11 protein-coding genes are annotated in these 17,558 nt (G+C 61.0%); 4 read left to right on the plus strand and 7 right to left on the minus strand.

From position 1 onward, the window contains the following. Positions 1 to 212 precede the first annotated feature (212 nt). The 7 genes from HMPREF3039_RS11615 to HMPREF3039_RS11645 are packed head-to-tail and all read right to left on the minus strand — an operon-like array spanning position 213 to position 14,183. Positions 213 to 4,472: a cytochrome c biogenesis protein CcdA gene (locus HMPREF3039_RS11615; protein ID WP_067571851.1), complete on the minus strand. Its 4,260-nt coding sequence runs from the start codon at positions 4,470 to 4,472 to the stop codon at positions 213 to 215. Next, a complete protein-coding gene (locus HMPREF3039_RS11620; protein WP_067571849.1) occupies positions 4,472 to 5,134 on the minus strand; it encodes a DUF4159 domain-containing protein in 663 nt (220 codons plus the stop codon). Before HMPREF3039_RS11620 ends, HMPREF3039_RS11615 begins: the two co-directional genes overlap by 1 nt. After that, positions 5,134 to 7,944: a hypothetical protein gene (locus HMPREF3039_RS11625; protein ID WP_067571847.1), complete on the minus strand. Its 2,811-nt coding sequence runs from the start codon at positions 7,942 to 7,944 to the stop codon at positions 5,134 to 5,136. Before HMPREF3039_RS11625 ends, HMPREF3039_RS11620 begins: the two co-directional genes overlap by 1 nt. 8 nt (positions 7,945 to 7,952) lie before the next feature. Next, positions 7,953 to 10,172: a vWA domain-containing protein gene (locus HMPREF3039_RS11630; RefSeq protein WP_067571845.1), complete on the minus strand. Its 2,220-nt coding sequence runs from the start codon at positions 10,170 to 10,172 to the stop codon at positions 7,953 to 7,955. After that, entirely contained in the window at positions 10,169 to 12,226 is a 2,058-nt protein-coding gene (locus tag HMPREF3039_RS11635; protein WP_067571843.1) for a vWA domain-containing protein, read from the minus strand. The genes HMPREF3039_RS11630 and HMPREF3039_RS11635 overlap by 4 nt, the downstream gene beginning before the upstream one ends. 28 nt (positions 12,227 to 12,254) lie before the next feature. Next, the gene (locus HMPREF3039_RS11640; protein ID WP_067571841.1) at positions 12,255 to 13,136 is read right to left on the minus strand and encodes a DUF58 domain-containing protein; all 882 of its coding nucleotides are present in this window, start codon (positions 13,134 to 13,136) and stop codon (positions 12,255 to 12,257) included. Positions 13,137 to 13,187: 51 nt separating this feature from the next. Next, a complete protein-coding gene (locus tag HMPREF3039_RS11645) occupies positions 13,188 to 14,183 on the minus strand; it encodes an AAA family ATPase (RefSeq protein WP_067571839.1) in 996 nt (331 codons plus the stop codon). Positions 14,184 to 14,340: 157 nt separating this feature from the next. Between HMPREF3039_RS11645 and aroE the strand changes: the two genes are divergently transcribed. The 4 genes from aroE (at position 14,341) to HMPREF3039_RS11665 (ending at position 17,503) form a co-directional block, all read left to right on the plus strand. Then, a complete protein-coding gene (gene aroE / locus HMPREF3039_RS11650; protein ID WP_067571837.1) occupies positions 14,341 to 15,273 on the plus strand; it encodes a shikimate dehydrogenase in 933 nt (310 codons plus the stop codon). Then, positions 15,266 to 16,291, plus strand: coding sequence for an A/G-specific adenine glycosylase (locus tag HMPREF3039_RS11655; RefSeq protein WP_067571835.1), 1,026 nt, complete (start codon positions 15,266 to 15,268; stop codon positions 16,289 to 16,291). Before aroE ends, HMPREF3039_RS11655 begins: the two co-directional genes overlap by 8 nt. Further along, the gene (gene aat, locus HMPREF3039_RS11660) at positions 16,288 to 16,866 is read left to right on the plus strand and encodes a leucyl/phenylalanyl-tRNA--protein transferase (protein ID WP_067571833.1); all 579 of its coding nucleotides are present in this window, start codon (positions 16,288 to 16,290) and stop codon (positions 16,864 to 16,866) included. Before HMPREF3039_RS11655 ends, aat begins: the two co-directional genes overlap by 4 nt. A gap of 73 nt (positions 16,867 to 16,939) precedes the next feature. After that, positions 16,940 to 17,503, plus strand: a complete 564-nt coding sequence (locus tag HMPREF3039_RS11665) for a four helix bundle suffix domain-containing protein (protein ID WP_067571831.1) — start codon at positions 16,940 to 16,942, stop codon at positions 17,501 to 17,503. Positions 17,504 to 17,558: the final 55 nt, after the last annotated feature.

Raw genomic sequence — 17,558 nt, forward strand, 5'->3', positions numbered from 1 at the left:
CCGTATGGCACGAGCCGACTATCCATGTTCGGGAAATGCCGCATGCCCTTGAGGCGCTGAAAATCATGGAACACCCGCAAATCGGTCTTTAAATCCCTCCCCAGCGCGGACGGGAACGGGAGCCAGCAACAGGCCAGGAAAGAGCGTCCTGCGGCGCCGGCCCAGATGGCCGCATGGCAGGCGGCGCTCCACGCGGTTAAAGAAGAACCGCGTCAGCGTACCGCACCCCAGACGATGATGGCAGCCAGGCACAGGAAAAGGACGCCCAGCAGCATTTTCACCAGAAAGGCGTGCTTCTGCTGGTAGCGGATCAGGGCCTCCGCCTTCATCCCCCGGTAGGCCAGGAAGAAAATGAGCAGCAGGGGCAGGATGAATGCCAGGTTGTACAGGGCCAGCATACCCACGGCGGACGAACTCCCCTGCCTGATCTGGTAAATGATGGGAGCGTACACCTGCCCGGTGCAGGCCAGTTCCAGCGCGGAAATGACGATCCCGGCAGCGAACGCCGCCACGATGAAGCGGGTGGACTTGCTCTGCTCCCTGGCCGTCCGGCGGATGCGCTTCTTCAGAAAATCCGGCAAAGTCAGCGACATGTCCGCCAGCCGTCCCCTGCGGGCCAGCCACGCATCCCGGAAGGAAAGGACGGCCGCAAGCAGGGCCAGCAGGGAGAACAGGACGTCCATGACCATTTTCAGGGAAGACCACGCCTGCAACTGCCCGATGAGTTCATGAAACGCCAGGCCGATGGCGAAGTACGTCAGATAAACGGAAAGGACGAAGCTGCCCCCCGTCAGCAGCAGCTCCCGCGGGGAGCGCCGCGCAATCTGCAGATAGGACAGGAAGAAAATCAGAGTGGCGAACGCGCACGGGTTGACGCCGTCTATCAGGCCGCCCAGCAGCACCACGCCCAGGGAAAGGCTTTCATACGTGTCCCGCACCTCTTTCCCTGCCTGTTTCATGGCTTCCCGGTCCATCATGGCCCACGCGGGCCGGGTTCCGTCCGGGCGGATGCCGCTTTCCGGCTGCCTTCTCGAATCTTCCAGCAGGGCCTTCAAGTTGCCGGAGGTCAGACGGTCGCGCATCAGGCCGCCCGCCGCGCCGAATACGGACGGGGCAATCAGCCTGTCCCGCTGGGGAATCTTGAACCGTGAAGACAGCAGCGCGTTGAATTCCGTTCCCCGGTCATCCGTGATGGAATAAGTCTCCAACTGCATGGCGGGATATTCCCGGCGCAGGCTTTCCAGGTCCCGCATGACTCTGGCGCATTCGTCGCAGCCGCTTTTCTCAAAGAAAACGACCAGGAACGGCGCATTCGGATCGGGGGGATGTGTCCCGGCCGCCTCCCGGACCACAACGGAATCCGTCTCCGCCGCCGGTGCGGCTTTTTCCCAGCCCTGCATCATGGACGCAAAGCTCATGACCGCCGGAACAGCCGCGGCTCCGTACTTGCGCGTCAGGGAGGAAGACCAGTACATGTCCTTCAGCACCTCGGTGGAGACGCGGACGAACAACCGGCGTTCCTCTTCCGTCAGCTTGCCCTTGCCAGGGAGAGGATCCGGCGGTTCAAAGGCAAACATGGTGCCTCCGCCGCTAAAGTTCTCGTACATTTCATATTCGCGACTCTGTAAACGGTCCGTAAACACATTCTGGAAATAATCGAGAAGCTTGTCCCATTCATTGTTATACCGGCCCTGTTCCTCCAATTCCTCATTCTTCCGGGAAACCTCCCCCAGTATCGCACAAAAGGCGTCCACATCGCACTTGCGCGAAGCCACCAGTTGTGCCAAGGAGGCGTAAACCCGCACGCGAAGATCCGGGTCCTTGACGGCCAGCCGGGAAAGGGAGGCCAGCACATCCGGAAGGAGGGATGACTTTTCCGCCTTCCTGCCGCCCAGGTAGGATTTCTCGTAAAGCCGCCTCAGCGCGGGGAAATCCCCTTCCAGAAGTTCCCCCTCAGGCGACCTGAGCGCCATTTTGATCCCGCTTAACGGCATCAGCAGGGTGATGGCGTTGCATCTGACCATGGGGTCGGGAGAGGAAAGGGTCTGAACGATCCATTCCGGAATCTCCCGGATACCCTGCGGAAAAGTCCTGAGGGACGCGAGAACCGGGTTTTCATCAACTCCGGCGGGAGGGAAAACGGCATGGGGATACTCCTGCAGGAACAGGGCGAATTCCGCGGAAGCCCGCTGCCATGGAGAACGGGCGGGATCATCCGCCACGCCGCGTATGTACTTCCGCGGGAAAAAGATGGAATACCTGTCCGGCGGAATCCTTTCAAACAGCCTGGAAATCTCGTAACTGCCCAGGAAATTCCTGAGGAAATACGTCCAGTACTGGTCGCCGTACTTTTGCGTGAACACTTCGTCCAGAAATGCCTGCATCTCCGCGTTCCTCCGGGAATTATTCAGGATGGTGAGCTTCCTTCCTCTGGATTCTTCCCTTTTGCTGGAAGAATAATATTCACAGACCTTTTCAAAAAATGACTTCATGCGTTCGCGGACTTCCGGGTCCTCATCCTGCGCCACCAGCTTCACGAGAGGCAGGTTCCTGAACAGGAAATCCTTTTCATTATTTATCCTGTAGGCAATTTCAAACCGCATCTCCTGGGACAGAGTGCGGTAGGAAGACAAAACACTGCGGAACGCTTCCTCATCCCCGTATTGCAGCAGGCTCCGGATACATTTGTTCTTCAATCCGGAATATTCCTCATCCTCCAGCGTGGAAAATTTTCTCAGTATATTCACCAGTTCCACTCCGAAAGACTGTATTTTTTTAAGTTTTTTGATTTTTTGAGTCTCCCAGGAGTCATTGGGATCAACCTTGATATCACCGAGAATGGCCAGTTTGCACAATTTGCTGATTTCCCCGTAGGTGAGGGACATGGCAGAAACCATTTTCTCCTTTGTTTCAAGGGGAACGGAGGAATCTTTCAGCCGGTCCAGCACAAATCTCCAGGCCTCAGGGGAAGAATCTTCATCCAGGCGGCCCGCCTCCATGACAGCCAGAATGCTTTTCACCTCCGGGTCCGGATGTTCCAGCAGACACCGGATGACGAGTTTGGCCGTATCATTGGGATCGGAAGCCGTCAGCATGTTTTCCCACTGGTCTTCCTGACGGACCAGCACGTTCACCTTTTCCGCGGGCATTCTCTTGAGCATGGCCTGCATGGCGGGACTCAGCTCCGCGTTTCCGGCCATCATGGCATACAGGATGACGGGGGCCATGTCCGGCATGTCGAATGCAAGCTGTTCCAGAGCCGGAGCCAGTGCGGCACTTTTCATCCGCGCCGCCACCAGAAACGCCGCTGCGCGCACGGATTCGTCTTCATCCCGGAACATCTCCACCACGCGCGGATACAGGAGTTCCGCAGAAGAGGGCCGGACAACGCCACTCCTGACCGCCGCCGCGCGTATTTCTCCCAGCTTCCCGTCCAGGGGAGGCTGGACGATCCTGTGTTTTCCGGCATACAGCAGGGCCTGATGGCGGATTCTCCATTCAGGGTGCCGGAACAATTTCAAAAGCTGTTCGGGATCAATGGCCGTTTGGAGCTTTTCGATTTCCGACAGGGACTTCAAGGCGGCCAGGCACAGGTCTTCCGACTCCGAAGAGGCATGCCTGACCAGCAGCTTTTCCAGTCCCGCCCGGGATTCCTCATCGTCATTGTCGCTGGCCCTCCGGAACGCGATTTGCAGCACATTTTCATCCGTTTCCCGTTCCAGGAGGGGAGCGATATGGTCCACGGCGTTCTTTTTGCCGTTTTGCAGGAACACGTCCACTGCCACTTCCCGGACGAGGGGATCGCGGTGATCCAGGAATTCATGAATGACGGGCAAGGTGGAAACGGGTTTCTTTCGAAGAGCTTCCAGAGCGTCGATGATGTCGTTCCGGTGGCTGCCGGCCAGTTTGCGCGCCAGCAGGGAGGCGTCCGGCGTTACTTCATCCAGTTGTATCCGGAAACGCGCCTGCCGGATGGCCCGTTCCGTATCCGCATCCAGTTCCGGATGCTTTGCCAGATATCCCGTCAGAAATTCCAGCGCCTTCCGCTTGCGGGAGAGAAGAGCCCGGCACGCGCTTTCCCTTGTCTTTTCCGTTCCCGTCAGAATCATGGAATACAGGCGGGTATCATCCTGCGCGCCGTTATCGGCCCGGGAAGGCTGTTTCAGCCACGCTTCCCAGGACAGAAGGGGGCCGGGGTCGGCCTTGTCCGGGTCCGTCCAGGGGTCAAAGCCGAAATCGTTCCCGGCCATGTCCTCCAATGCGTCCAGCGCCTTGCTCCGAACGGCCAGACGCTGGCTTTTCAGCATGGCCACCAGGTCCGGGCGCGGGTCCTTCCCCTCCTTTTCCAGAAACTTGACCAGCGCGGACGGCTGTTCCGCCGCTATCAGCTGCTCTTCCGTAAGAACGGTTCCCCCGGCGTTCAGGCCAAGGAACATGGAAAGGCACAGGAAATGGAACAGGAAGGGCTTCATCAGCGCAGAAGGGCGTAAGCCAGAATATTGGCGTTGATTTCAAGGGCGTTTCCCAGTTCGCTGCCCCCGCAGCAGCAGCATCCCTTGGAGTGGCGGCTGTCGTTGAGGCCGTCCGCGGAATAAATGATGACCAGCTTGTCATTCAGCGTGACGCCTTCCAAATGGCCTTTCGCGGCCTGTTTCCCGGCTTCCAGCTGCTTGATATTGAAAACGGTTGAAAAAACAGGATGGCGCATGGACACGGGCTTGAGAACGGCTTCTCCGAAGATGGTGCGCATCTCCCTGCGGAAGGAAGCGTCCCAGGCGGCATTGGAGCACCCGGCGGAAGCCAGCAGGAAGCCGCCCGACTGGACGTATTTCTTCAGGTTTTCCCGTTCCCGTGCCGTAAGGACGAAGTCCCCTTCCCCGGTCATCACCACAAAGGGAAAGCGGAACAGTTCCTCATTGTCCAGCCGTACGGCCCGGAACCGCCTGCTGGTGGAAATGCTGGTTTTCTGCTGGACGGTGGACAGGAATTCGTCACTGAAGCAACGGGAAGTCTGCGTACCCGCATAAATCAGGTTGCCGCACTGAACCACGCCTTCCTTTCCCCGGCTTTCCGCCGGATACAGGAACAGCGCGGCAAGAACCGCCGTCATCATTCGTTTAAGGGTCGTTTTCATTATTTTGGCTCGTTTTGCCTGTGTTGTTCAAAGTATTGCCTGACGGCATCCCGGTAAAGGCCGGGCACCTGCTGCATGGCCGGACTGCCCAGGCCGTCCCCCGGCGTTTTTTCCTGCTTGCGCCCGGCTTCTTCATCCTTATGGCCGGAAGAGGAATGCCGGGCATTCGTTGCGGTCCCGTCCCCGCCTTCCCCCTTCTGCGGACCCTCGCCCGCTCCTTCCCGGGACGGGCGGGACTGCTGGAACTTCTCCCTCTGGGGGCCGAACATGGGGGCTCCATTCATCAGGCCGTCCCCGCCATCCCCCCGTCCGCCCCCAAATCCGCCTCTTCCCTGCCTTCTGCTCAGCATGGAATTCAAAAGCTGCTGCATGGCTCCGGCGCATTCCCGGCTCATGCCGCTTACGGAGCATGCTCCTGCTGATGCGGCGGGGTTTTCCCCCAGCAGCTTCATCATGATTTCCCAGGCTCTCTGCGCCCTGTCCGCCGCTGCCGCGGGCTTGCCCGCGTAACAGGCGGAGGCGCTCTCTTCCATGAGTTCCGCAATACCCGCCTGAAGGCATGCCTGGATAAAGGCGGCCATCTCCCGCTTGAATTCCCCTGCTTCCTCCGGAATGGCGGAAATCACGGCGGGAGCCCTGCTGTGCCAGAGCCAGTACAGGGCCAGTATTTCCTTCTGGGACTCGCCCAGAGCCTTCAACTGCTCCCGCGTCACGGGACGGCCCTCCTTCCGTTCGGACAAAAAGCGCCCCAGCATGGTCGCCGTTTCCTTCTGGGAATCCGCCAGACGGCGGAATTCCATGATCAGACCGTATCCCTGCATGACTTTCGCGGCCATTTCCGCTTCTCCGCTCTGCCGGGCCGTTTCCTCCTGCGGAGCGCGCAGCCTGTCGCGCATGGTCCGGAAAAACTCCTGGGTGGATTCCTGAGTTCCGGGAAGTTCCCCGGAAAGATCTTCCTCATTCTTCGCAATGATTCCGGCCAAGGAGGAAGCCGTTTCCGACAGTTTACCGTCCGTGTCGAAAATAGGAAAATCCTTCGCCATCTTTTCCGCCAGTTTTCTGACTTCCGCATGCTTTTCCTTCAATTGGACGGCTTCTTCCCGGCTCAGTCCGGACGGATTGGCTTTCTTCGCCCTGTCCAATTCCCGGACCAGATCGTCAATGGACTGGGCCAAAAGGCGGTATTTGTTGACGAACTCATCCACGCCCGTCCTGATGCGCAGCATTTCCCGGTACTGTTCCTCACTGATGACATGCACCGTGACAGGTTCTGAAACCGTCATGTTCAGCAGGTAGGGATTGGCGTCGCGGGCCTCCACGGACAACTGGAGCACATCCCCGGCCCTGGCCCCCAGCGCCGGCAGGGAAAGCTGTTCCGCCAGGAACAGGGACTTTTTGGACGCTTCCGGCACAGGCATCTCAAGCGAACGCGCGCGGGAGCCGCTCACGCTCCTGACCCACGCCACACGGGTGACGCCGTAGTCGTCCTGCACCTCCGCATGGAAGGGAATCACCACGTCTTCCAGGGCCACGGAAACCGGAGCGGGGGCATGAATAACCACGGACGGACGGGCGTCCGCATTCACCCTGACGCGGTTTTCCAGAGGCCGCGCCATCCCGGTCCCCCGGTAATCCGTCATCTGGATGGACGCCGTCCCTGACTGGCGCACGCGGAGGGGGAAGGAAATGCGGCCGTCCGGCAGAAGGACTCCCTGCACGGTTTGCGGCTCCAGGTCCTTCCTGTCCGGCGTAAAGACGGCTTTCCCGGACATCAGAGGACGATTGCTTTCCAGAATGAAATCCGCCGTGCCGCCGTCAATCACTGTCACATCCTGGCCGTTCAGGGGATATTCCACGGGCGGCAGACCGGTATATTCCGGCGGGGACACGATCACGGTGCCGCCCGCCACCTTGGGCTGGTAGTTGATTTCCAGCGGAAACCATTCGCTCCTGGCCTTTCCGCCGGCAGTGGCGAAGGCGATCCGGCACGGAGCCGTCAGTTTTTCCAGCCTTCTGGCCCAAATGCCGGACTGGTCGCGGAACGCAGCCAGCTTCTGGACAGGATGGCCGTCCGGCCTGACCCATATTTCCACGGGAGAAGTCAGCGGAGCCCCTGTGACGCGCACCTGCATCAGGGCGTCCTCACCGTACACGACGGAAGAAGGGGAGTCCACCAGTTCAAAACGGTAGGGGGAAAGGGGCGGTATGTCCTCCCACGGAGTGCACAGCCTGCCGTACAGCACTCCGGCCGCGTCCCGGTTCCATGAGGCCAGCGCCGCGCACAGGGCCAGCAGCAAAAGCAGGCCCCATACGGATTTTCTTTTCAACAGGCGCCACAGACGGTCGTTCTGCGCGTATTGCTCCAGCCGGGAACGGGCGGCGCGCTCCGTTTCCCCCATCAGCCAAGCTCCCAGGGAATGGCCGGAAGACTCCGCCGCAAGAGGGCTCCGGCTCATTTCCCAGAAAGAAAGCACGGTTTGACGGGCGTCATGGTTGGCGGAATCCGCCTTGCGCGCCAGGTCCGCCGGATTCCTGCGCCACGCATGCGCCAGCAGTGCGGCCAGCAGAACCAGCAGCAGGAGCGCCAGAACGGGGGAGGCCCATTCCCGCGTCTTATTCTCCAGGGGGGAATAAACGTCGGCCAGGACATACAGGCCGCATGCCAGAATGACCGCCATCCCCCACAGGGAGCAGGCGGCGGCCAGAGCCCGGCGTCTCTCCCGGCGCAGAACGGCGGAAAACAGTCCGCGGAATCCCGGAGCGGACCGGGAGGCGGATGAAGCCGGAGTGTTGGAGTCCTTTTCCTTCATGGGGTCGTTTACAGTAATCCGTTGCGGCGGCGCACCCACCAGTACAGGGCCGGAAGCAGGGCCAGCACTAGCAGGACGTACCAGCGGTTCCAGAGGGGGAAGAAAGCTTCCTCCCTGCTCGTGTAGTCGGGCGGCGGTTCCATCATGGCAGGCAGGGTCCCGTCCAGTTCTTCACGGGATAGGCGGCGGCCCCCGGTCAATTCGCTCATGGAAGCCAGAAAAGCCGGGTCCGCATCCAGATTGTCCCGTTCCCCCGGCGGTTCGGGAACATCCAGACAGACGTCCGGCATGGGGGAAGCGCCGCTCCCCGCCATGCGCGCGCGGAGAATGTAGCGGCCCGGTCCGGGGGAAGTAAACACGCCGTTCCAGCGGGGCAGCCCCCCGCGGGAGGCATCCTGCCGCGCGGCGGCTGAAAAGATGGTTTTTTCCGGATTCCTGATGTCCGCCACTTCAACGGACAATCCGGACGGACGCCCTCTGCCCCTCCAGCTCATGGAGAAGGAGACGGGAACGCCAGGTTCCACGGAAGTGCGCTCCACATGCAGGGAAAGGTCATAGCCGGGGAGGAATTCGGCCGCCGTCTGCATCCACGGCAGGAACTGCCCCCAGAAATCCTCATACCAGTTTCCCAGCCTGAGGGCCTCCGGGAAAAAGTCCCACTTCCACAATCCGTCGCCGTTGATCATGCCCGCGGCGCCCATGCCCACTCTTTTGACGGCCAGCAGGGGAATGCGGCCGTCCGGGGACCGGGCCACTACCCGCGTGCCGGGGAAAATTCTTTCCACATCCCAGGAATCCTCAAGCGGCGGCAGGGAGCGCCACACGTCGGCCCCGGAACCCGGCAGCACGACGCCGAACAGGCCGTCCTTCACCCCTTCCGGGGACGGGGTGAGCTGGTGGTCACCCGGGAACGGCGCCTTCCAGGCGAAGGGTTCCAGGGCTTCCATCTCCGGAAAGCGGCCCGCGTACGACTTGCCGCGCGCAAAAACGAGCAGGCCGCCGTAATCGCGTACAAAGGAATGCAGGGCAGCGGCGCGCGCCGGGGTGATGATCCGTTCCGCCCCCTTGCCCAGAATGACCATGTCAAAGCGCAGGAAATCCTCCAGGGAAGAGGGGATGGACTCACCGTCCGCCTTCGCGCCGGTTTCCTCCCCGGTGTTGATGCTGTAAAAACGCTCCTGGGTCAGCATGTGGATGGAGCGGACGTCGAACGAAGGCTGGCGGCGTAGGAACTGGGCCAGGAATTTGCTGTCCCAGTACGGAGCTCCCTCCGCCATGAACACGCGGATGCGCGATCTCATGGCTTGTATGGAAAAAAGGGCTTCATGGCCTTCCGGTCCGGATTCGTCGCCGGGCACGGCATCGCATTTCAAGGAAAAATGGGCCGATTTGGGCGGGCATTCCAGAGTGAAATTCACTACGGCGTCCGCATCGTCGGCCACATTGACCACCTTCCTGTCCAACACCCTGCCCCCGACATCCAGCAGGGACACGGCGGTCTGGATGGCACCCAGCTTCCTGTTCCTCACCCGCGCGGACGCCTGAACCGTATTTCCGGGGAAGGAGTGAATGATGGTCTTGGTCGCTTCCAGCGTCAGGCGGGGGGCCTCCCACTTCTCTCCGTAGCACAGGGTATGAACCGGAACTCCCAGATTCCCGGCCTCCCGTGCCAGCCTTCCCAGATGCGCGGGCTCCGTGTCCCTACCGTCGGAAAGAAGGATAAGGCCGGAAGGCGCGCGCCCTCCGGAGCGTTCGTCCTCCAGCAGGGCGGCCAGGGAGCGGGACAGGGGGGAGGAACTGCCGTCCGCCTCCACACGGGCGAGCGCTCCCGCATCCGGCAGGATGGAAGACGAATCTTTCACAGAAACCCAGCGCACGTCCACGCCGTCCGGCACCAGGCCGGCGATGGATTTCAGGTCCCTGCGCGCGGCATCCAGCCGGGAACCTCCCGCACCGGAGGACTGCATGGGGGCAGTCATGGAGGAAGAGGCGTCCAGAGCGACGATCCAGACGGGATGGGAATGCACCGTCAGCGTTTCCTTCCTGCCCGGATTGGCAAGCAGGAACAGGATTCCGGCAATTCCGGCCAGGTAGGCCGCGGACACGAGCATGCGGGTGCGCGGGCGGAAACTCCGCGTGCCGCGCGCCAGAAGAAAACAGAACAGGACCAGGCAGGCCGCGGCGACGACGCCCAGCCAGCCCCAGGGAATGACGGGTTCAAAGATCATGATTGCGCCTCCTTTCCATCACGGACCGTCCGGACAGGCAGGGAGGAAAGCCAGAGTTCCAGGGCGAAAAGAAGAACGGCCGCCCCCAGCAGCCACGGCCACAGAGGTATTCTGCCCGTTACTTCCACCAGTTTTCCGGAAGCCGTGACGACAGCCGCGGACGCGGGCAGGTTCCCCGCCGCCAGCGTTTGCAGGTTGGATTCCCCCACCGGGAAGTTGACTACCTGGGTATGCAGGGGCATTCCGGCGGCATGGCGGCCGCTCCACACGTAGGTTCCGGGAACGGCGGGAGCCACGGAGGAAAGAAGGCGCTTGCCGGAAGAAAGGCGGGATTCCTTGCACAGAAGTTCCGCACCGTCCGGCCCGGTCAGAACCACGTCCGCTGCATCCAGCGTATCCGGCAAAATCCAGGAAGGAAAGTCCCTGCCCGGCTCCGGAGCGGCTTCCCCCACCCCCTCCTGGCGGGATTTCAGCATGGCTTCCGCCAGGAACGGGAGGAAGAGGGGGGATTTCCCCCAGTCCGCATCCATGGACTGGACCGGAACATTCCACAAAACAAGGGCACCCCGCCCCTTCACCCTTCTGGCAATGGCCGGAACCCCGTCTTCATAGCGGACCAGAACGCTGACCAAATCATTCCAGGAATCCGGAGCCAGCCCTTCGTTCAGGCGCCGGAACACGCGGGCATCCAGGGGGGAGGCCGCATCCCCTCCGCGGAACAGATCGAACACGGGGTCGTCCGGCAGAGCGGCATTCAAAGTCCAGCCTTTTCCCGTCTTCTCGTATTCGGAAAAGGTCCTGGGGTCGTCCGGAAGGCCCATGAGGGCGTTTGCCACGGCATCCCCGGAAAAATCAGGCACGGCCACAATGACGGAACCGGCCTCCGCCAGCGCCTCCATCTTCTTCAAATCCTCTTTTTCCGGCTTGTTCCAAACGACGAAATCCGGCTGTTCCCTCCCCAGTCCCCCGGCGGACTGGACATCCAGAAACGGGATGAACCGGAGGGCCTTCATCATGAAACCGAGCTGCGCCTCGTCCTGCGTTACGGCGTCGCATTGCAGGGAAGCTCCCACCCTGACCACCGTTCCGGCGGTATCGTCCGCGGGGAACGCATCGTGGTCCAGCGTGACGAAAACGGGCCATTCCTCCACGGAGGCGGGGACTTGCGCCTGGAAGGAAACCGTTTCTTTGGCTCCCGCGGGAATTTCAGCCGTACGGGAGGCCCGCAGGGAACCGGCCTCCAGATGGGCCGTGACGCGCACGGGCTGGGAACCGAAGTTGGAAAGAACGGCCTGCACCGTTACGGACTGCCCGGGAAGCACCGTGGCGCGCATCACCTTCAGGGAAGTCACGGCCGTATTGGGAAGGCGTTCATGGTCCGCCACCTGAATGCACCGCACGTCCAGGTCCGGAGGAAAGGCCTTCTCCCAGTCCACTCCGCTCCAGTTGGACGACTGGAAATCGGAAAGAATGTAAACGGAGGTGGGGCGCGTGGAAGCCGTCCGTGCCGCCTGCTCCACGGCCAGGGCCAGCGCGGCGGCGGTATTGGCCGCCTCCGGCCTGCTGTGGATGCGCTGAAGCTCCCTGTTCACCAGGTCATGGGAGGGCATGGGCTCCCGGAACAGGGCGGCGGGGGCCGCATCCACCCAGATGAGGTTCACCAGGTCCCCCCTTTTCAGATCCGACATGATTTGTCCGGCAAAGACACCCGCCTTGGAAATGCGGGATTCCTGGCCGTCCGCCGCGGACATGGAAGCGGAACGGTCCACCACCAGAATGACGGAGCGGCTGCCCTGCTCCTCCATGCTCCGCCCGGCCATGTAGGGCAGCAGGAACGCCGCCGCCAGGCAGGCCGCCGCCAGGGTCCGGACGGCCAGAAGAAGCCAGTCCTTGGGCCTTCTCAGGCGCACATGGCGCTTCACCGCCCTGCGCAGGAAAATCAGGGAGCTGAATTCCCGGTCCCTGGGCCTGCTACGGGCAAAAAGATGCACCAGCAGCGGAACGGCCGCCGCGGCCATCAGCCAGAACAGGGGGTTGGAGAAAAACAGGTTCATGGGGAAAGGAAGTCGGGAGAGGAAAAGATCAGCCTGCCAGTTGGTCGAAAAGGCCGTAGTACGGCTCCCTGGTGGTTGCGGACATGAAGGCCACGCCCCTGGAAGCGGCCATGGAACGCAGGGCCTGGCGGTGGCGCATGAAATCGCGCTGGTAGTCCGCACGCACGCTGGCCGCGTTCAGCACCAGGCGGTCCCCCGTCTCCATGTCCCGGTAGCGGACGGCGCCCTGGTCCCTCAGGGAAAGTTCGCCGGGGTCGAGAACCTGGATAAGGATGATCTTGAATCCCCGGTGCAGGTAGGGATTCAGTGCGTGGAAGATGGAGGCGGGTTCGTCCAGAAAATCGGAGACGACGACCAGCGTTCCCTTCCTGCGGAGAAGCCCGCGGGAACGCTCCAGCGCGGCGCTGACGGAGGTGAGACCGCCCGGCGCGTTGTGTTCCAGACGGTTCAGTATCTGGTCCAGATGCTTCATGGAGGAACCGGGAGGAATGAAACTGCGTATTTTCTCATCAAACAACTGGAGGGAAACCATGTCATGCCCCCGCACTACCAGCCACGCGAAACAGGCGGCAAAAAAGGAGGCGTACTCCAGCTTGCTCATGGGGCCGATGTCCCGGAAGCCCATGGACGCGCTGCTGTCCACCAGCAGATGGCATTCCAGATGAGTCTCATGTTCAAATGTCTTCAGATAATGCCTGTCCGTACGGGCATAAACGCGCCAGTCCACCATGCGGACGTCGTCCCCCTGGGCATACTGGCGGTACTCCAGAAAGTTGCTGGAAGCCCCCCTGCCCCTGGCGCGGTGGCGGCCGGACATCCACCCTTCCACCATCATTTTGGCGGCAAAACGGTAGTTTGCCAGGCGCCGCACGTCTTCGGGACGCAGATATTTGTGGCTCGTTTCGCTCATGAGCGGTCTTCCGGATTGAAAAAAGGAGCGGAAGCGGGATGCTGCGGCAGACTACAGGGATTCCTGCAATCTGCCCAGAATGTCCTCCACGGAAACTCCTTCCCCGGTGGCGTTGTAATTGGGAATCAGACGGTGACGCAGAACGGGCCGCATCACTTCCCTGACTTCCTCCACGGAGACGGAGGTCTGGCCGCGCAGCAGAGCCAGCGCCCTGGCCGCCCTCAGCAGGCACTGGGAGGCGCGCGGACCCGCGCCCCACGCCAGATAGGAGCGGATGTAATCCGGCGCGGAAGCGGATTCCGGCCTGGTGCTCTGAACCAGGCGCACGATCGCCTCATACACGTGGTCGGGCACCGGAATCTCCGTGACGGCATTCTGCAGGCCGATCACCTGCTCCGCATCCAGCAGGACTTCCGGCTCCGGCATGGCCAGGCCGCCGGTGCGTCGCAGGATTTCCACTTCCTGCGCGGCATCGGGATACTTGATCAGAATCTGGAAGAAAAAGCGGTCCAGCTGGGCTTCCGGCAGGGGATAGGTGCCTTCATGCTCCAGCGGGTTCTGCGTGGCATACACGACAAAAGGTTCCGCAAGCGTCCGCGTCTTTCCGGCCACGGTGACCTGCTTTTCCTGCATGGCCTCCAGCAGGGCCGCCTGGGTTTTGGGGGGAGTGCGGTTGATTTCGTCCGCCAGCAGCAGGTTCGTAAACACCGGGCCCGGCACATACTCGAACGCCCGGCTGCCGTTTGCGGCAGTCTGCAAAATCTCGCTGCCCAGAATATCCGGCGGCATCAGGTCCGGCGTAAACTGGATGCGCTTGAAATCCAGCCCCAGAATCCGGCCCAGCGTGCCGACGAGCAGGGTCTTCGCCAGACCGGGAACGCCCACGATCAGGCAATGCCCGCGGCACAAAAGAGAGACGAGCATTTGATCCACCACATCCTCCTGCCCCACGATCACCTTGGCGGCTTCTTCCCGGACGGATGCCACAACGGCGCGGATACGCTCCCAGTCCGAGGAAACGGGTTCTTGTTCTTCAGTATTTATCATAAAATAGTTGGTAGGAATCTCCATCAGATTCTCATAATCATGTCCCCTGCGTCAATTCCATAATGGAAAAAATCAATGATATGCGTTTGCCTTGAAATCCGGCGGGGTTTCCGCCATAATATAACCTGAACGCCAGCCTCCGTTCCTCTATCTTTCCATGAAACCCTATTACACCCTGGCCGATCTTCTGGATGAAGAAAACCCGATTAACGCCGGCGAATCCGTTCCCGCCGGACTGGCCGTCATCGGCTTCCCCATCGCCCATTCCAAATCCCCGGCCATGCAGCAGGCCGCGCTGGATGCCGCGGGCATCAAGACGCGCTACATACGCATTCAGGCGTCTCCGGAAGAATTCGCGGACGTGGTGCGCCTGATCAGGGATAAGGGATTCATCGGCGCCAACGTGACCGTTCCCCACAAGCAGGCCGCCTGCGCGCTGTGCGACGATACGGATGCCCTGTCCCGCGCCACGGGATCGGTCAACACGCTCGTCTTCCAGAAAGACGGCTCCATCACCGGATTCAACACGGACGGGCCCGGTTTTTCCCGCGCCATCCGGGAGGAATTCTCCGTGGACCTCAGGGATTTGAAAATCGTTCTTCTGGGCGCCTGCGGAGGCGCCGGGCTGGCCCTGGCCTACACCTGCGCCATGCAGCGCTGCGAACGGCTGACGCTGGCCGGCAGGTCGGAGGACAAACTCCGGGACCTCAAGAACAGGCTGAGCTCCTTCTTCATTGACGAAAACAGGCTGGAAGGGGCGTCCGACCGCCTGGCGGCCCACCTGAACAACACGCCGCGCTTCAATGCGGCCCTAGAGGATGCCGACCTGATCGTCAACGCCACGGCCCTTGGCCTGAAACCTACGGACCCGTCCCCCGTGTCGTCCTCCCTGTTTTCCGCGCACCATCTGGTATATGACCTCCAGACGCATAACGACGCCTTCCAGATGGAAGCCCGCTTCCAGGGGGCCAGAACGGCCAACGGCCTTTCCATGCTGATTCACCAGGGCGCTCTCTCCTTTGAACGCTGGTTCGGCGTCAAGCCGGACGTAGCCGCCATGCGCCAAGCCCTTGAAAGGAAAGATGCCTGAGACCGCCCCTACCTTCGACATTCAGGCCTTCCGGAACGCCCTGGTAGAATGGTTCAGGCGGGAGGGAAAAGACTACCCGTGGCGGCGCACGGAAGATCCGTGGCACATCCTCGTCTCCGAGCTGATGCTCCAGCAGACCACCATCCCCACGGTGCTGGGCAGGTATGAACTCTGGATGCGCCGCTTCCCCACTCCGCACCACCTGGCCGCCGTGGACGAACAGACGGCCCTGCGTTCCTGGGAGGGGCTGGGGTATTACCGCCGCGTGCGCTCCCTCCAGGCCATCGCGCGGGAAATCGTCACTTCGTTCGGCGGAACATTCCCCTCGGACAAGGAAGGGCTGAAAAAGCTTCCCGGCATCGGCCCGTACACGTCCGGGGCCCTGCTCTCCTTCGCCTTCAACAAGCCGGCCCCCATCGTGGACGCCAACGTGGCGCGCGTGCTGTCCCGCATAGACAACTATTCCACGGCTGTGGACTCCACGGAGGGACTGAAATACCTGTGGGCGCGGGCGGAAGAACTGGTGGACCCGGATCATGCGCGGGAATTCAACTCCGCCATCATGGAACTGGGGCAGACCTATTGCCGGATCAGCGCGCCGGACTGCCTGCTCTGCCCCGTGCGCTCCTTCTGTACGGCGGAACGGCCGGAAACGCTGCCCGTCAAAAATCCCAAGCCGGAAATCACGCGGGTGGAGCACCACGACATCCTCTACATCCGCAATAAATCCATCCTGCTGTCCAAATGTCAGGAAGGGGAACGCCACGCGGGCATGTACCGCTTCCCCCAGCGGGACGACGACCACACGCTCTCCCTGCCTCATCTGCTGAAACAGACCTACAGCGTGACCCGCTACCGGGTCACCCGTTATATCCACCATGTGACGGATGCCCCCGCATTGAGGCCGGAGGAGGAACTAATCCCGCTGGAAAAAGTTCACGACCTGCCCATGGCCTCCCCGGACCGCAAGGCCCTGAATTCTGCCGCACTTGGAAAACTGCTGGACAAGATCAAATGACTTCCGGGCTGACACCTGAACTCACTCTCTCCGCCTACTGCCAGGGATGCTTCCCGATGGCGGACCCGTCCACCGGGGAAATTTCCTTTTATGAACCGGACCCGCGAGCCCTGATTCCCCTGGACGAGCGCTTCCACATTCCCCACGGCCTGCGCCGCACCCTGCGCAAAAAACCTTTTGAAATACGGATGGACACGGCTTTTAAGGAAGTCGTCCACGCGTGCGCCCGGACGGACCGGCCCGAAGAACAGTGGATAGACGGCCAGATTGAGGAAGTGTACGGCAAACTCCATGAAATGGGATTTGCGCACAGCGTGGAATGCTGGGACGGAGAAGGGCTGCAAGGCGGCCTGTACGGGATTTCCCTGGGAAAGGCGTTTTTCGGGGAAAGCATGTTCCACCGGAAAACGGACGCCAGCAAGGTAGCGCTGGTGGCGCTGGTACAGTACCTGCGGGCGCACCAGTTCCTTTTCCTGGACACCCAGTGGACAACGCCGCATTTGCTGAAATTCGGGACGTATGAGGTGCCGGCCCGGGAATACCGGGAAATGCTGAAACGGGCGCTGGAGGGGTGAGAGGGAGCGGCGGCTTTAATGGACTTAATGGACTTAATGGACTTAATGGACTTAATGGACGGAAGGGACAAGGATGGACAACGGATTTATTCCCAAACACGGAGGTTACAAAAATCTGGTTGTTTACCGGATTGCAGAGGTCATTTATGATTTCACCTTCCGGTTCTGTAACAAGTACGTAAAAAATCAGGGACGAACGTATGACCAGATGGTTCAGGCGGCACGTTCCGGCATGCAGAACATCGCGGAAGGAAGCGTGGATTCGGGCGTCAGCAAAGCATCTGAATTGAAACTCACCGGAATCGCTAAAGGAAGCCTTCAGGAATTAAGAGAAGACTATAGTTCCTACATGCGCCAGCGGGGCCTGGAACAATGGAAAAACAACAGTCCTTATGCACAGGAACTGATTAAAGCCAGATTTTCTTCAGCACAGGAAGTCATCCGCTGGGTAGGAATACACAAGGATTTCCGGCCCGACCACTTTGGAGCCAATGCGGCGATTATCCTCATCAATGTGGCTCTTGGCCTTCTCACGAGACTCATCCAGGCTCAGGAACGGGATTTCCTGCAAAACGGCGGCATTCGCGAACGCATGACCCGCGCCCGCCTGGAACAGCGCAAGCGCCGGGACAAGTAACCCATCATAGGAGGGGCACCTCACCCAGTCCACCCAGTCCACCCAGTCCACCCAG

It is taken from the genome of Akkermansia sp. KLE1798 (genome assembly GCF_001580195.1).
GTDB classification, from domain to species: Bacteria; Verrucomicrobiota; Verrucomicrobiia; order Verrucomicrobiales; family Akkermansiaceae; genus Akkermansia; species Akkermansia biwaensis.

Coding starts and splice junctions, on each gene's coding strand:
- aroE (WP_067571837.1), top strand. CDS start 14,341: ATGAAACCCTATTACACCCTGGCCGATCTTCTGGATGAAGAAAACCCG.
- HMPREF3039_RS11665 (WP_067571831.1), top strand. CDS start 16,940: ATGGACAACGGATTTATTCCCAAACACGGAGGTTACAAAAATCTGGTT.
- HMPREF3039_RS11655 (WP_067571835.1), top strand. CDS start 15,266: ATGCCTGAGACCGCCCCTACCTTCGACATTCAGGCCTTCCGGAACGCC.
- HMPREF3039_RS11640 (WP_067571841.1), bottom strand. CDS start 13,136: ATGAGCGAAACGAGCCACAAATATCTGCGTCCCGAAGACGTGCGGCGC.
- HMPREF3039_RS11620 (WP_067571849.1), bottom strand. CDS start 5,134: ATGAAAACGACCCTTAAACGAATGATGACGGCGGTTCTTGCCGCGCTG.
- HMPREF3039_RS11635 (WP_067571843.1), bottom strand. CDS start 12,226: ATGAACCTGTTTTTCTCCAACCCCCTGTTCTGGCTGATGGCCGCGGCG.
- HMPREF3039_RS11645 (WP_067571839.1), bottom strand. CDS start 14,183: ATGATAAATACTGAAGAACAAGAACCCGTTTCCTCGGACTGGGAGCGT.
- aat (WP_067571833.1), top strand. CDS start 16,288: ATGACTTCCGGGCTGACACCTGAACTCACTCTCTCCGCCTACTGCCAG.
- HMPREF3039_RS11625 (WP_067571847.1), bottom strand. CDS start 7,944: ATGAAGGAAAAGGACTCCAACACTCCGGCTTCATCCGCCTCCCGGTCC.
- HMPREF3039_RS11630 (WP_067571845.1), bottom strand. CDS start 10,172: ATGATCTTTGAACCCGTCATTCCCTGGGGCTGGCTGGGCGTCGTCGCC.
- HMPREF3039_RS11615 (WP_067571851.1), bottom strand. CDS start 4,472: ATGAAGCCCTTCCTGTTCCATTTCCTGTGCCTTTCCATGTTCCTTGGC.